The sequence below is a fragment of the Streptomyces sp. LS1784 genome (assembly GCF_020103755.1).
Taxonomy (GTDB): domain Bacteria; phylum Actinomycetota; class Actinomycetes; order Streptomycetales; family Streptomycetaceae; genus Kitasatospora.
Window position 1 is genome coordinate 14,181 of record NZ_JAHSQD010000040.1, and the last position, 15,547, is coordinate 29,727.

The following is a 15,547-nucleotide window of genomic DNA, read 5'->3' on the forward strand; positions in this document are numbered from 1 at the left end:
CGGATCGCCGGCGACGTGCAGGGCCCGGCGTAGCGAACCGTCCAGCAGGTGCACACGGAGCGCCGGCCGCCCGTCGCGGCCGGGCTGGGACGTACCCGCTCGGAGCGGGCCGGCGACGGGCGGGTAGCGTACGCCCGTGACCAACTCGACGCCTCCCGGGTGGTACCCGGTCCCTGGTGCGGACAACTCCCCCGGGTACGAGCGCTGGTGGGACGGCAATGCCTGGACGAACGAGGTCCGGCCGCTCCAGGCCGGCGCCGTGCAGCCCGGCTACGGCCATCCGGGCCAGAACCTCGGCCAGGCCCCCGGCTACGGCTACCCGGGCGCGAGCCGGAACGCCCACCCGGGAGCCGGCTACGGCTACCCCGGCCCGGGCTACCCGCCTGCGCCGGGCCCCCGGCGCACAAGGCTCGGTGTGATCATCGGCGTCGTGGTCGGTGTGCTGGCCGTGGGCGGGACCGTCGCCGCGTTCGCGTTCCGCGATGGAGGCGATCCGCAGGCCGGCCCGACCCCGAGCCCGACGGTCAGTGCCTCCCGGAGCACCGGCTTCACGCCGAGCCCCACTCCCACCCCGGCGCCCACGACGGCCAGGCCGGTGCCGTCCGTCACGGGCATCTGGCCGGACCCGCAGCACGCCATCACCGTCCCGATCCTCGACGGCTGGGCCACGGAGACCGACCGCCCGAACCTGTCATGGTTCGAAGGCACCGGCCAGTACAGCTGCAACGGCGGCCACCGCTGCGTCCGGGGGATGTTCGCCATCGGCAAGGACACGGTCCAGGGCACCACGGCCAAGGACGCCGCCGACTCCGCGATGCCGGACTTTGCGAACGGGCTCTACCCCGGAGTCACCCAGCACACCGACTACGGTTCCGGTCCCATGAGCGTGGACGGCGTGCCCGGCTACGCCGAACGCTGGCATGTGCAGACCTTGACCGGTACCCAGGGCTACGTCCTGCTGGCCACCTTCCCGACCAAGGGCGGCGGGTACGTGGTGTTCAAGGGCTCGGTGGACGACGACGCGCTCTCGCCGGACAAGGACGCGCTGGAGCAGATCCTCACCGGCATCAAGCAGATGGGATCCTCCAGCAGCAGCTGACGCCCTGGGACCCGCCCGATGTGCCGGGGGCGCATCAATCCCAGCGCCGACCGCCGTACTGCTACCGCTCTCCGGGATCCTGTGCCCGCGGCGCGTGCCGCACCCGAACGGCCGATGCCCAGCTGCTTCCCAGCCCGGCCCTGTCCGCCTCGCCCTGAGCACCCGAAGTGGTGAGGAGGGGCATGCCCTCCAAGGAAAAGCTGTGATGCAGGAACAGGACCTGCGCGGTGGGCCGCTGGGCGGCCGGGTGCTGGCCGGTCCCAGGGCCCCGCACCGCGTGGTGGTGCGGAATACCGGCCCCGGGGACCGGGTGCTCGGCCAGAACGAGGCCGGCGTCTGGGCAGCCGAGCTCGTCCGGACGCTACCTGCCGGGCCCGTCGGGAGCTGACCACCCGCCTCCGCAACCCGCGCCGCCAAGGTGCGCCGCCAACCTTGACAGCGCAGGTCCGAACGGGCTGCGGACAGGTGACGCAACCCGTTCTTCGGTACATTGGCAACCTGGCCTGGGGCGGTCATCAAGGTCTCCACCGGAGGCCTTGATGACCCCCAGGCCGGTGATCAAGGTGACGCTGGGTTGCCGTACGGCTGCCGCGGTTGTCGCGCTGTCGCGCCTGGCCGTGGCTGTGGACAGCGGCGGAGCCGGGGCGTGCGGCGGAGGCGACAGCGCGACAGACACCCCGGCCGGTACTTTGCCACGGCCATCCCTGATCTTCGGAGGGTATCCCCGGCTTCGGCCGGGGAGGGAATCCGATCTTGAGGTCGGTGGCGCGGAGCGCCGCCGCGTCCCTGCGCAGCGGAACGCTCGTGGTGTCTTCTGTCGGTGGTGTGTGGCATGTTGAGTGCCGAGGCGGTGGAGGGGGTGGGTCGTGTTGATTCGTGCGTACAAGTTCTTGATGCGGCCCACCGTGGGCCAGCAGCAGGCGCTTTCCGAGATGCTGCGCGATCACTGCTCGCTGTACAACGGGGCCTTGCAGGAACGCCGGGATGCCTACCGACATGTCTCCAGGACGACGGTCCGGTACGGCGATCAGTCCGCGCAGCTCAAGGAGATCCGGGCGTTCGACCCGGAGCGTCAGGGCCGCTGGTCCTTCTCCTCCCAGCAGGCCACGCTCCGCCGGTTGGACAAGGCGTTCGCCGCGTTCTTCCGCCGGGTCAAGTCCGGCGAGAAACCCGGCTACCCGCGCTTTCGCGGCGTGAACCGGTTCGACACGGTGGACTTCCCCAAGGACGGTGACGGCTGCCGCTGGGACTCGACCCCACACGACCCGGTGACCCGTGTCCGTTTCCAGGGCGTCGGCCACGTCAAGGTCAACCGGCACCGCCCGGTGGTCGGCACGGTCAAGACCGTGTCCGTCAAGCGTGAGGGCAAACGCTGGTACGTGGTGCTGACTGCCGAGCAGGCCCGGCCCGGGCCGCTGCCCGCGACCGGATCCGCGGTCGGCATCGACATGGGCATAGCCAACTTCCTCGCCGACTCCGACGGCGAGTTCGTGCCCGGCCCCCGCCATGGCCGGAAGGCCGCCGCGAATCTCGAAGCCGCCCAGCAGGCCCTCACCCGGTGCAAGCGCGGGTCGAAGCGCCGCCGCAAGGCTGTGGAGACCGTCGCGCGGCTGCACCGCAAGGTCCGCCGTCAACGGCTCGACCATGCCCACAAGACCGCCCTCGGCCTGGTCCGCGCGCATGATCTGATCGCGCACGAGGACCTCAGGATCCGCAACATGGTCAAGGCCCCCGCGCCGAGACCCGACCCGGACCGGCCGGGTTCCTTTCTCCCCAACGGGGCCGCGGCCAAGGCCGGGTTGAACCGTTCGATCAACGATGCCGGATGGGGGGTGTTCCTCACGATCCTGCACGCCAAGGCTGAAAGCGCCGGACGGGAAGTGATCGCCGTGGACCCCCGCAACACCTCCCGGACCTGTCCCGCATGCGGACACGTCTCGGCAAAGAACCGGCCCACCCAGGACACCTTCCACTGCACCGGCTGCGCCCACCAGGCGCACGCCGACACGGTGGGAGCCGTCAACGTCCTACGGGCCGGGCTGGCCCGTCGCAACGCCCGGAAGGGTTAGCGAGAAGCCCCCGGCGTCAGCCGGGGGAGGAGTCACGTTGACGGCGTCGACGAGGTTGAGCGCCTTGAGCAACTGGGCGAGCTCGGTGCGGGTGGCTCCGGCGGCGAGGGGTGCGGTGCCGCCCTTCTGTCCCTCGACGGTGACGAAGAAGAGGTGACCGAAGCCGTCCGCGCCGCCGGCGGTGCGCCAGGCCCGCGCGGTGTCATCGGCCGGCTGGTAGACGACCGAGGCGTCGCGGATCAGGACGTCGCCGACGGGGGTGGCGTACACCGCCGGGTCGATCGGCCGCTCGACAGCGCCGGCCGGGGCGCGGCCGAACCAGGTGTCGGCGACGGTGTCGCCGAAGCGGGTGTCGGTGATCACCGTGTGCAGGGTGACCGGCTTGCCGGCGCAGGCGTTGTCCCAGAGCCAGGTCGCGCCGTCGCCGGTGCCCTCCAGGGCTCGCCCGCCGGGCGGCACGTCGTGGCCGCCGCGCGGGGCGTCGGAGACGATGCCGCCGGGGGTGGCGCCGGGGCGGAAGCAGGCGGTGGCCACGCCCGCCGAGTTGAACAGCACTTCGACGCCCGGGTCGTCGTCGGTGGTGGTGCCGGTCTGCTTGAGCACGTCGGGAGCCGGCGTCCTCGCCCCGAACTCGGGGGTGAACTCGACGATTTCCGACGGGTCGAAGCAGACACCGCCGACGACCGTCACGTCCGTGTTCGCGGGGTCGGTGTTGCGCAGGCAGTGGCCGGCCCGGCCGGGGAGCCGGTTGACGCCGTCGACCTTGCGGCTGACGGTGGCGTCGTCGGAGAGTTGTACGGTGAGCTTGGTGCCGAGCTCGGTGATGTAGGGACGGCCGTTCTGCAGCATCAGCACGGAGTTGGCCGGGCGCAGCCCGACGGCCTTGCCGGTGACGGGGTCGTAGACGTAGCGGCCTCCGCCGGCCTCGCTGAGCAGCCGCCCGTTCTTCACCGAGGTGCCGCCGAGGTCGCCGAGGTAGATCCGGTTGGCCTGGTCCAGGACCACGCCGTCGTCGAAGTAGCCGCCGTTGACCCCGAGGTAGGGGCGTCGGCTGGTCACGCCGGTGGTCTGCTCCAGCATCTCCTGGACGGTCTGCGTGGTGTACATGCCCTGGCCGATCGAGCCGTCGAAGGTGATCGGGGCCCGGCTCGGGTCGATGTCCATGACGTTGACCGTCCACGTCCGGTCGGCGTCCTGGTAGACGGTGCGGGTGATCCCGGGGAAGGGCGTGGTGGTGGCGGCCTGGGCGAGGGTGATGGCGCCCAGGACGATGTCGGTGTCCGTCGCGCCGGCCATGCCGCTGCCGGGGACGGCGAGGACGGAGGCCGCCCAGGCCGAGGGCGGTGGCGGTCCGGATCGCGGCGGTCCGCCGCACGAGGGTGTGCTTCATGAGAGGGCTCCCGGTTCAGCAGAAGTCGGTGGCGGGGCGGCCGTTGGCGGCGACGACCAGACGGTCGGAGCTGAGCGTGCCGGCGTAGGGCGTGGGGACGAAGGTGCTGTCGCCGCTGAGGACGACGAAGGCCCGGTAGCCGGCGCCGTTGGCGGTCCAGGAGCCGGTGAGCCCGCTGTCCGGGTAGAAGCAGGCGTGCTTGGCGGTGTGGTTGAAGACGGAGACCGTCCGGTTGTCCCATTCGGTGCCGTAGTCGCGGACCTCGTTCTCGGTGAAGGAGGTCATCGCGCCGCGGCCGCTCTCCTCCGCGAACAGGCAGAGCTGCCCGGTCTCGCAGCGCTCGTAGCCGGTGAAGCAGCCGGCCTTGGACTTGGCACCCTTGAGGGAGGTGACCTTGTTGTCCAGGTGGGTGCCGAGGTCGGCGAGGTTGGCCTGCCCGCCGGGCCGAACGGCCTGGACGGTGCCGCCGTAGGCGCCGTCGGAGTAGAGGCAGGCCCAGTAGGCGGACCGGTTGTCCACCGAGCGGGCCCGGTCGTTCCAGGCGGGGTCGACGCCCTGGACGGGGACACGGGGGTCGTTGGCGAGCTCGGCGCCCTGGCCGCCGTCCTGGTCGTAGAGGCAGAAGCCGCCGACGGCGCAGTGGCTGGTCCAGCTTGCGGCGGTGGCCCGGGTGCCGGGCAGGAAGGCGAACACGAGCGCCACGAGCAGGACGCCCATGACGGCGCGCGGAAGGTGGTGCCTCACGGCTGAGTTCCCCTTTGGGTGAAGCGGTGGTTGAAGTGGTGGTTGAAACTGGGTGAAACGAAGGGTGTGGACCGGTCAGGGAGCGGTCTTCGTCGGGGTGTCGGCGTTGTAGTCCGCGGGGCCCGGCAATCTGAGCGGTGCTCAGGATGCCCTGGCAGGCCCGGACGTCGTCCAGCGCACCGGAGAAGTGCTCGCCCCAGGAGCCGGCACCCCCGTCCTGGCGCCGCCCCGAGCAGTGCCCCCACGGTCGGCGCGGCGGCGAACCAGCCGTGCGCGAACCGCCTCCACCTTGTTCCTTGCACTGTTTCCCGATTCGAGATCGACCGGCATCGTGAAACGAGGACGCCGATTCCGACCTTCGGAGAGGTTCGCGGAACGGTGAAATCAACGGGGGTGTGGTCGGAATCGGGAACATCCCGCCCGGTCGGGCATCGGGTCCGCACGCGAAATCCCGGGCGTGCCGTCGTGTGCGTCCCGTGGAGGCCGTTTCCTCGGCGCCAGGGCAGAACTGTACGGCTCGCGGGCGGTCGGCAGGCTTCGGCGGCCCGTCCGTGCGCCTGTCTCACGGCTGTCTCACGGTTTTGAACTGTTGTTATGTAAGTGGCGAAGGCGTCGAATTGGAGACACCGAAGAGGGGTCGGAGGGTGCGGTACGGCGATCGGGGCGACCGGCCCACCCGGAGAAGGCGCAGTGCCGCACCCAAACGCCGCTGGCGGGCGGCAACGACCCGGCGAAGCGGACCGTGACAGCGGACGTGCGTCAGCACACCCGGAGGTCGGTCACGGGCTGGTTGGCCACCTCGTAGCGGCACAGGCGGTCGTTGACCCACAGGGCGACGTCGATCTGTTCGCCGGGCCTGGTCAGTTCGGCGGCGAGCCGGTCGGAGAAGGCGTCGAGCTCCTCGGGGGCGACGTGGCGGCCGGTGAACCGGGCCGTGTGCCGGACGGGCAGCTCGTCGGCGCGGTAGGCGATGTCCCACGGGACGCCGGAGGCCTCGGCGAGTGCGGGGATGAGGCGGGCGGTCCGGGCGGGGTCGGCCGGGGCCGGGTGCAGGTTCGGGGTGAGGACGGCCGGGAGCGTGGACGTGGTGGGGGCCTCGGCGGCCCACCACACGTCCAGCTCGACGGCCGGGCGGGGCTCGGGGCCGAGGGCCGACCGGACGTCGGTCCAGTAGCTGGTCAGACTGTCGGCGTCGACGTAGAAGGCGCTCTCCACCAGCCCGGTGTGGCGCAGCCGGGCGATGATCTCCCGGCACTGGGCGCGGAGGACGGCGAACGTGTCCTCGGGGTAGGGAGCGGTCTTGGAGGGGGAGAGGTGGAGCCAGTGGTCGTAGGCGTACCCGAAGGTGCGGGAGGGGTCGACGAGGTCGCGCGGGTCGGTGGAGACGGTGACCCACATCCTGCTGCGGCCGTCGGCCGAGACGATCTTCCCCCAGGTGCCCGACCCGTTCCGGGGGGTGATGCCGAACAGTTCGGCCAGCTCCTCGGCGGACGGTGCCCGGCCCTCGGGCCAGCGCAGGTACAGGCCGGCGTCCACGGACATGGGGCGCGCTCCTTCGGGGTGACGGACGGGGTCGGGGCTCGGATGCTACGGGTGCGAATGGTCGGTCTGCCAGCGGATTTCGCTGTCCTGGAGAACGGCGAGGCGGCAGGTCGCGCCCTGCCGCGGCCGCCAGGCCGTCCGCCCGCCGGGGAAGGTGTCCAGCGGTTCGGGTCCGCTGTGCCCGCGGCGGGCTTTCTTCTTCTCCCGTGTCGGTTGGTGCCGCCCGCTCGCCCACGGGCGGCACCAGCTGCGGACGGTGCCATGGCCCGGAACCCTCCGACGCGTTGAGGTGTGTCATCGCAGCGCTCGCGCACGCCATTATGATCATCACCGCATATCGGCTCGGGGCCGGAGCGACCGGGGTGAGGGGGCTGGTACTCGGGTCGGCGTTGGGAGACGCGGCAGGGGTGGTCCGGGGCCGGTGGCCGGCCGAGGGGCCGTTGCGGATCGGTGTCGGTACCCAGCTGGCCGCCTTCACCATCGAGGGGGCGATCCGCGCCTCGATGCGGCTGAACCACAAGGGCATCTGCCATGCGCCGTCCGTGATCTGGCATGCGTACTGCCGCTGGGCCGTCCTGCAGGGCATCGAGCCGGACCGGATCTCCGAGCGCTGGACGCGCGGCGCCGGCGGCCAGTGGCCGGACGGCTGGCTCGCTCAGGTGCCCGCTCTCGGCGAGCGCCGCGGCTCGGCGCCGGCCACCGTCGCCGCCTTGACCGGGCTGACGCAGGGGACTTTGACGCAGCCGGTCACCGAGAGTCGGGGCGCCCACGCGCTCACCCGAAGCCTGGCCCTCGGACTGCTGCAGCTCCCGGCCGGTCCGGACGCCTGCGCCACGGTGATCCGGGAGACGGCCGCGCTCACCCACGGGGCCGCGGACGCACAGGACGCGGCTCTGGGGGCGGCCGAACTCGTCTCCCGCTGCCTCACCGAAGACGACCCCTTTCGGGCATGGACGGCCTCCCTGCCAGGCCGTGGCCATCCCACGGATGAGCTGGTCCGTTCCCTGCCCATGCCGTACTCGGCGAGCCCGGACACGGTCCTGGGCCTGCTGAAGGCGCCCGGCAGCGTCCCGGATTCCCGGCAGCTCGCCTGGCTGGCTCCGGACGCGACCGCCTCCGCGGCGCTGCTCGGCGCCCTCCTCGTGGTTTCCCGCTTCCCCGGCCCCGACACCGTGGGTGCCGCCCTCCGCTTCGCGTCCGGTGCGCCGGACGGCGAGTCGGTGGCGTCCACCGCCGGCGCGCTGCTGGGTGCCGCGCACGGCGTCGACGCGTTGCCCGTCGAGCTGTTGAGTCGACTCGAAATCGCCTGGGTGCTCGATACCTTGGCGCGCGACCTGCTCCAGCAGTACGTCGACTCGCCCGGCGGCAGCGAGTACGTACCGGCCCGCGACCCGCACTGGTGGAACCGCTATCCCGGCGGGTGACAGCGCGGCGCAAGACGTGGCGACCGGAGGGCGCCGTCGGGCCGGATGCTGCCGGGCAGGTACTCGGGATGGTCCGCTCGGAGATTGACGACGCCGCCCGGGACGCCGGCCGGCTGGTCACCGGAACGACCCGTCCCGCACGGTCCCGGCGTCGGTGGTGTTCGGCCTGGCCGCCCGCCCGTCCCACGACCGGCCTGGTTCGGCCAGGACGGGTCCCGGTTCCGGTCCCGGGCCGTCATCGCCTGTCGCACGGGCTGGTTCCGGGTGCCCCGGGCGCACGAGAGGCGTCCACTGCCGGCGGAGCTGCCGGATCCGCGGACGGTGCGGTGAGGGGCCGGTCGGCGCGGGTCGGGGGCGGGGCCGGCACCGCGACGGCCTCTTTGGCCAGTCCCGGCACCCAGGTGGTGCCGTCGTCCCGGTGCGGTCGCACCGCGGTGAGGTAGTCGCGCAGGGCGGCGAGGGCCGGGTGGGGGTTGTCCGCGTGCCAGAGGAGCGAGTGGGGGTAGACCGGGGTGGGGTGGTGCAGGGGGATGCGCCGCAGGTCGTGGCCGGGCGGCCAGACGAGCGGGGTCCGCTCGCCGAGGAAGGTGGCCAGCGAGTCGGAGCCGGCGATGGTGTCGAGGAGTGCCTCGATGCCGAAGTCGGGTCCGATGGTGTCGAGGGTGATGCCGAAGGCGGCCGCGAACCTGTCGTAGTAGGCGGCCCATTCGGTTCCGGGGGCGTTGCCGGGCATCCAGGCGCGCTGTCCGGCGAGCTGCACCGGTGTGACCGCCGCGGCGCGGGCCAGGGGGTGTGCGGGGCCGACGCACAGCTGGAGGGCCTCGTCGTACACCGCGATGCGTTCGATGTCTTCGGGCAGAGGGCGCCCGGGGGCGAGGACGGCGCGGAAGGTGGCGTCGACGGAGCCCGCCCGCAGGGCGGCGACGGCCTGGTCGAGGTCGAAGAGGGTCACCACGTCCAGGGGCAGGTCGGGACGGGCGGTGTGGAAGTCCCGCAGCAGCCCGGAGGGGCCGACCCGGTGACCGACCACGTCGACGCGCAGGGCGCGGGCCCCCGGGCGCACCGACGCGACCGCGCGTTCCTCGGCCCGGAGCAGGGTGCGGGCGTGGGGGAGGAAGGCCTGGCCGTCGACGCTCAGCTCGACGCCGCGCCCCGTCCGCTCGAACAGCCGCACCCCGAGGTCCTGTTCCAGGACGGCGATGCGCCGGGAGACGGCCTGCTGGGTGAGGCGGAGGTCGTCCGCGGCCCCCTGGAACCGGCCGGCCTCGGTGACGGCGACGAACGTGCGCACAGCGTTGAGGTCCACACCTGACAACCTACCGATACAAGCATCGCTTGTGGCTCACCCGCCATCTGGTTGTTTGATCCCCCGTCACTGCCTCGATTTAGATGATCCGGGTCAACGGACGGTTGTACCCGACAAGACGCCCCAGTCAGGAGGTGGCCCACGCATGCCTGGTCCCGGTTCCTTCGTCCACCTGCACAACCACACCGAGTACTCGATGCTGGACGGCGCCCAGAGCCTGCGGCCGATGTTCGGCGAGGTGGCACGGCAGCGGATGCCCGCCGTCGCGATGAGCGACCACGGGAACATGTTCGGGGCCCACGAGTTCGCCCGGGTCGCGAAGGACTTCGCGGACGTCAAGCCGATCATCGGGATCGAGGCGTACATGGCTCCCTCCTCACGCTTCGCCCGCACACGCGAGTTCTGGGGGCAGGGCGGCCGCCGCGCCACGGGCGAGGACGGAGAGGGCTCCAAGGACGTCTCCGGCGGCGGCCGCTTCACACACATGACCATGTGGGCGAGCACCGCCCAGGGCCTGCGGAACCTGTTCTGGCTCAGCACACAGGCCAGCTACGAGGGCCAGTTCCCGGCGGGCAAGCCGCGGATGGACCGCGAGCTGATCGCCGCACGGCCGCACGGCATCATCGCCACCACCGGCTGCCCCTCCGGCGAGGTCCAGACCCGGCTGCGGCTCGACCAGTACGACGAGGCGAAGGCCGCCGCCGCGGCCTACCAGGAGATCTTCGGGCGGGAGAACTACTTCCTGGAGCTGATGGACCACGGCCTGCCCATCGAGCACGGCGTCCGCCACCGACTACTGCGGCTCGCCAGCGAGTTGGACATCCCCCTGCTGGCGACCAACGACGCGCACTACACCACCGAGGACCAGGCCGACGCCCACGACAACCTGCTGTGCATCGGCGTCGGCAAGAACAAGGACGCCCCCGACCGCTTCCGCTTCAACGGCTCCGGCTACTACCTCAAGACGCCCGAGGAGATGCGCACGCTCTTCGCCGAACTCCCGCAGGCCTGCGACAACACGCTGCTCGTCGCCGAGCGGATCGAGTCCTACGGCGAGGTCTTCGACCACGTCGACGAGATGCCGCAGTACCCGGACGTCCCCGATGGCGAGACCCAGGAGTCCTGGCTGCGCAAGGAGGTCCTCAAGGGACTGGCCGCCCGCTACGGCGACCCGGTCCCCCCGCACGTGCTGGAGCGCTTCGAGACCGAGATGACCGTCATCGGCCCGATGGGCTTCAGCTCCTACTTCCTGGTCGTCGCCGACATCTGCCGCTTCGCCCGGGACAACCGGATCCCGCTCGGCCCCGGCCGTGGCTCGGCCACCGGATCCATCGTCGCCTACGCCACCCGCATCACCGAACTGTGCCCGCTGGAACACGGCCTGCTCTTCGAGCGCTTCCTCAACCCCGAACGCATCAACCCGCCCGACGTCGACCTCGACTTCGACGACCGCCAACGCGAGCGCATGGTCCGCTACGTCATCGACAAGTACGGCGACGAGTACACCGCGCTGGTCAACACCTTCGGCAGGATCAAGGCCAAGAACGCCATCAAGGACTCCTCCCGCATCCTGGGCTACCCCTACGCGCACGGCGAGCGCATCACCAAGGCACTGCCGCCCGACCAGAACGGCAAGCCCGCCCCGCTCGCCGCGATCTTCGACCCCGCCCACCCCCGGTACGCGGAAGCCGGCGAGGTCCGACGGCTGTACGAGAACGAGCCGGACGTGCGCCGGGTGATCGACACCGCCCGTGGGGTCGAGGGCCTCACCCGCGGCACCGGTGTCCACGCGGCCGCCGTCATCCTCTCCAAGACGAAACTCACCGACCGCATCCCCCTGCACATGCGCGCCGCCGACGGCGCGCGGATCACCGGCTTCGACTACCCCTCCTGCGAGGCCATGGGCCTGGTCAAGATGGACTTCCTGGGCCTGCGCAACCTCGGCGTCATCGACCAGGCCATCGAGAACATCCACGCCAACCGCGGCATCCGACTGGCCACCGTCGCACCCGCCACCCGCGAACCGACCACCACCGTCATCCCCCTCGACGACGCCAGGACGTACCGGCTGCTGGCCGACGCCAACACCCTCGGCGTCTTCCAGCTCGACGGCGCCGGCATGCGCGCCCTGCTCAGACTGATGGAACCCACCCGCTTCGAGGACATCGCCGCCGCCAACGCCCTCTACCGCCCAGGCCCGATGGCCGCCAACGCCCACACCAACTACGCGCTGCGCCAGAACGGCAAACAGGAACCAACCCCGATCCACCCCGAACTCCACCAGGCCCTGGAGCCCATCCTCGGCTCCACCCACCACCTGCTCGTCTACCAGGAGCAGATCATGGCCATCGCCCGCCAACTCGCCGGCTACACCCTGGGCGGCGCCGACATGCTGCGCCGGGCGATGGGCAAGAAGAAACCGGAGGTCCTGGCCGCCGAGTGGGAGAAGTTCCACGCCGGCATGCGGGCGGGCGGCTACTCCGACGAGGCGGTCAAGGCCCTGTGGGACGTGATGCTGCCGTTCTCCGGCTACGCCTTCAACAAGTCCCACACCGCCGGCTACGGCCTCGTCTCGTACTGGACCGCCTACCTCAAGGCCAACCACCCGGCCGAGTTCATGGCCGCCCTGCTCACCTCGGTCGGCGACGACAAGGACAAGGCCGCCCTCTACCTGGCCGACGCCCGGCGCAACCGGGTCCGCGTCCTGCCGCCCGACGTCAACGAATCGGTCGCCGAGTTCACGGCCGTCGGTGACGATGTCAGGTTCGGCCTGCGCTCGGTGCGCAACGTCGGCGACGGCGTCATCGAGGCGATCACCGACGCCCGCCGCAACAAGGGACGCTTCACCTCCTTCGCCGACTTCCTCCACAAGGTCGAGCTGCCCGCCCTCAACAAACGAGCCGTCGACTCCCTGATCAAGGCGGGCGCCTTCGACTCCCTCGGGCACACCCGCCAGGGCCTCGCCGCCGCTCACGAGAGGGCCATCGACGCGATCATCCCGGTCAAGAAGGCGGCCGGCTTCGGCCAACACGACCTCTTCACCGGCCTCACCGCCACCGACGACACCTCAGCCGCCCTGGGCCTCGACATCCCAGTCGACGACACCGAATGGCCGCGCCGCCAACTGCTGGCCACCGAACGGGAGATGCTCGGCCTCTACGTCTCCGCCCACCCCCTCGACGGCGCCGAGCACGTCCTCGCCGCCGCCCGCGACTGCTCCATCGCCGACCTCCTGACCTCCGGCCGCACCACCGGCGACGTCCGGCTCAGCGGGCTGATCACCAGCCTCCAGCACAAGGTCACCAAGAAGGGCAACCCCTGGGCCGTCGCCACCCTGGCCGACCGCGACGCCGGCCTGGAGGTCCTCTTCTTCCCCGCCGTCTACCCGCTCGTCCGGCACGCCCTGGCCGAGGACAACGCCATCACCGTCCACGGCCGGATCGAGGACCGCGACGGCAGCCTGAACCTCCACGGCAAGGAACTCGCCCTGCTCGACCTGTCCGCGGCCGAGCACACCGGCAGGCCGCCGGTCCGGCTCCTCCTGCCCGCCCACCGGATCACCCCACAGTCCGTCGCCGAACTCAAACGGATCCTCGCCGCCCACCCCGGCGACACCCCGCTGCGGCTCGTCGTGCGCGACCCCCGCAAGACGACCGTCTACGGCCTGCCCGCCACCGTGAACGCCACCACCATCGTCTCCGACATCAAGGCCGCCTTCGGCGCCGAGGCCTGGGCGGGCCCGGCATGACACCCCTGACCGGACTCCCGCCCGCCGTCGAGGTCAAAACCCGCCCATGCGTTCCTCACAGCGGTGGACGCCCGTCCGGCGCCGCGCGAACCCGCCGTCGGCCGTGGCCGCCCTCCGGCCCACCCGGGCCGGGCGGCGGAAATCCGGTGGGAGACACCCGCTCCGCCCGGCCAGAATGACCGCATGCCGCACGAAGCCGATCAGTTGCTCGCCGACCTCGACCCGCTCTCCCACCCGGAGCGCCAACGGCTCCTCGCCCGCAGGGCCCGGGAACTCGACCCCGACGGCGAGCTTCCCTGGCTGCTGTCCGACCTGGAACGCTCCGGCGTATACGGCCGGCGGCTGGCCGCGCTCGCGGCATCGGCCGGCCGCGCCACCGGCCACCTGACCGAGCGGCTGACCGACCCCGACCCGGTGGTCCGCGGATACGCCCTGCGCGCCGCCCGCACCCAGGGCATCCCGGACGAGGCGATCGAGGAAGCCTTCACCGGCGCCTCCTGCACCCTGCGCAGGCAGCTGACCCGGGTCGTCCGGCACGGCCGCCGACACCGGCTCGCCGAGCGGCTGGTGGGCCGCCTGCGCGCCGAGTGGGGCGACGCCGAGGCCGCCCGACTGCTCTCCGCCTGCAGCCCCGCGTTCGTCGCCCGGACCCTGCCCGACCTCGCGCACGCCGCACCGCTCGCCCCCCCTCGCCGCACGCTTCCCGGACGAGGTCCTCGACCACCTGGAACAGGTGCTCGCCGAGCGCCCCGAGACGTTGCGGCTGGGCCAGTGGCCTGCCCTGGCCGACGCCCTCGGTGCCACCGTACGGGCCCGCCCCGAACGGGTCCTCGACCTGATGGAGCGGTTCGGTCCGGACCTCCCGCTGCGCCGTGATCATCTGCCGCCACTGGCCACCGCGGACGCCGAACGCACCGTCCGCATCCTCGCCGACCCGCGGCGCGGCGCAGCCGGGCCGTACACCACACCTCCCACGAGCGGCACACTACGCCGACTCGTGCGCGCCGACCCGCCCTCACTCCCCGCCCTCGGCCGCCACTGGCTGGCCGCGCCCCGCTGCTTCGCCGCCCTGCTGCGCACCCTTCCGCCGGGCCGGCGCGACGCGTTCCTCGACCTCGTGTACGCCGACGTCCTCCCGCGGGAGGCCGAACTGTCCTTGCTGCTACCGCTGTTCCCGCACGCCCGCCGCCATGCCGAGGCACGGCGGCAGGTCGCCGCACGCCGCGCCGAGGGCCGCCCCTGGGCCCAGATCGCCCCCGTCCTGGCCTACCTGCCCACCGAGGAGGCCCAGCCGGAGCTGCGGGCGGCCCTTTCCCGCCCGGACGCCGACGACCGGGCCGCCGCCTGGACGGGCCTGCTCGCCAACGCGGCAGCCTCCGACGACCGGGCCGCCATCCAGGACACCCTCGGTCTGCTCGCGCGGCTGCGCAACGAGCAGGACCCGGTGCGCTGCGCGGCGCTGACCGCGCTCGTCCAGGTGCCCGCCCGGTTGCTGACCCCGGCGGCGGTGCCCGTCCTCGACGCCGCCGTGCGGGACGCGGTCGACGCCCGCGACTGCTCGTACGCCACCCGAGCCGCCCTGCAGCGGCTGGTCGCCGAGGTGCTGCGCGAGCACGCCGTCGCCGACGGGGCCGAGCTGGTCGACTGGGCACTGCGGAGCCTGCGGCGGATCGCCGGGCAGAGCGGCACGGTCGAACTCGGCCGACTGGAGCACCGGCTGCGGCGGGGCCAGGAACACGCCGTGTTCGCGACCCTGCGGCCATGGCTGGACACCATGGCCGACACCGCAGAGTACTGGCTGTTGTTCGCCCTGGCCCGCTCGCTCGGCCGACGGGCCCGAGGCGTCCCCGAGCTGCAGGAACTCCTCCTGCACGCCCTCCGGTTCGGGTCGGACGGCGCGTTCACGACGGCCGCCGCCCTGTGGCTGGACGACCCGCGCACCCGCGGCGCCCGGGTCGCCGAGATCCTCGAACTCGAGCCCTCCGCCGCCGTCCTGTCGCCGGTGCAGAACGTGCTGGCCGAACGGCGCACCGACCTGCTCGACCCGCTCCTCGCCCCCGTGCCGCCGTACGGGAGGTTCCTGAAGCGCCCGGAGCGGGCGACCCTGCCCCCTACCTGGTCGGCGAGCCGCTGGACCCCGAGCCAGTGGCGGGCCGCCGCCCGGCTCTCCGCCGCAGCGGCCGGCGACCCCACCCGGCCGCTGCACGGACGTGCCGCAGCCGTCC

At 72.3% G+C, this 15,547-nt stretch carries 9 protein-coding genes and 1 pseudogene; 6 read left to right on the forward strand and 4 right to left on the reverse strand.

Annotation, left to right across the window (positions count from 1 at the left end):
• The first annotated feature begins 136 nt into the window (after positions 1–136).
• From KS423_RS07965 to KS423_RS07975, 3 genes are all read left to right on the forward strand, one after another.
• A complete protein-coding gene (locus KS423_RS07965; protein ID WP_224276585.1) occupies positions 137–1,099 on the forward strand; it encodes a DUF2510 domain-containing protein in 963 nt (320 codons plus the stop codon).
• Between the two features lie 205 nt (positions 1,100–1,304).
• Positions 1,305–1,487: a hypothetical protein gene (locus KS423_RS07970; RefSeq protein WP_224276587.1), complete on the forward strand. Its 183-nt coding sequence runs from the start codon at positions 1,305–1,307 to the stop codon at positions 1,485–1,487.
• Between the two features lie 481 nt (positions 1,488–1,968).
• On the forward strand, positions 1,969–3,168 hold the full coding sequence (locus KS423_RS07975; protein WP_224276612.1) for an RNA-guided endonuclease TnpB family protein: 1,200 nt from the start codon (positions 1,969–1,971) through the stop codon (positions 3,166–3,168).
• Here the strand turns inward: KS423_RS07975 and KS423_RS07980 are convergent.
• The 3 genes from KS423_RS07980 to KS423_RS07990 all read right to left on the reverse strand — a co-directional run bounded on the left by KS423_RS07980 (position 3,127) and on the right by KS423_RS07990 (position 6,844).
• The gene (locus KS423_RS07980) at positions 3,127–4,464 is read right to left on the reverse strand and encodes a phosphodiester glycosidase family protein (protein ID WP_224276589.1); all 1,338 of its coding nucleotides are present in this window, start codon (positions 4,462–4,464) and stop codon (positions 3,127–3,129) included. The two genes, KS423_RS07975 and KS423_RS07980, sit on opposite strands and share 42 nt — an antisense overlap.
• 109 nt (positions 4,465–4,573) lie before the next feature.
• Positions 4,574–5,302, reverse strand: a complete 729-nt coding sequence (locus tag KS423_RS07985) for a peptidase inhibitor family I36 protein (RefSeq protein ID WP_224276591.1) — start codon at positions 5,300–5,302, stop codon at positions 4,574–4,576.
• A gap of 759 nt (positions 5,303–6,061) precedes the next feature.
• On the reverse strand, positions 6,062–6,844 hold the full coding sequence (locus KS423_RS07990) for a hypothetical protein (protein WP_224276593.1): 783 nt from the start codon (positions 6,842–6,844) through the stop codon (positions 6,062–6,064).
• Between the two features lie 362 nt (positions 6,845–7,206).
• Between KS423_RS07990 and KS423_RS07995 the strand changes: the two genes are divergently transcribed.
• A complete protein-coding gene (locus tag KS423_RS07995) occupies positions 7,207–8,268 on the forward strand; it encodes an ADP-ribosylglycohydrolase family protein (RefSeq protein WP_224276604.1) in 1,062 nt (353 codons plus the stop codon).
• 235 nt (positions 8,269–8,503) lie between these two features.
• On the opposite strand, the gene KS423_RS08000 is transcribed toward KS423_RS07995, so the two are convergent.
• Positions 8,504–9,574 carry a LysR family transcriptional regulator gene (locus tag KS423_RS08000; protein ID WP_224276606.1) on the reverse strand — a complete coding sequence of 357 codons (1,071 nt, stop codon included), beginning with the start codon at positions 9,572–9,574 and terminating at the stop codon, positions 8,504–8,506.
• 145 nt (positions 9,575–9,719) lie between these two features.
• Here KS423_RS08000 and dnaE point away from each other — a divergent pair, with 145 nt between their 5' ends.
• On the forward strand, positions 9,720–13,322 hold the full coding sequence (dnaE, locus tag KS423_RS08005) for a DNA polymerase III subunit alpha (protein WP_224276608.1): 3,603 nt from the start codon (positions 9,720–9,722) through the stop codon (positions 13,320–13,322).
• Between the two features lie 733 nt (positions 13,323–14,055).
• Positions 14,056–15,547, forward strand: a pseudogene (locus tag KS423_RS08010) (hypothetical protein); the annotation flags it as partial.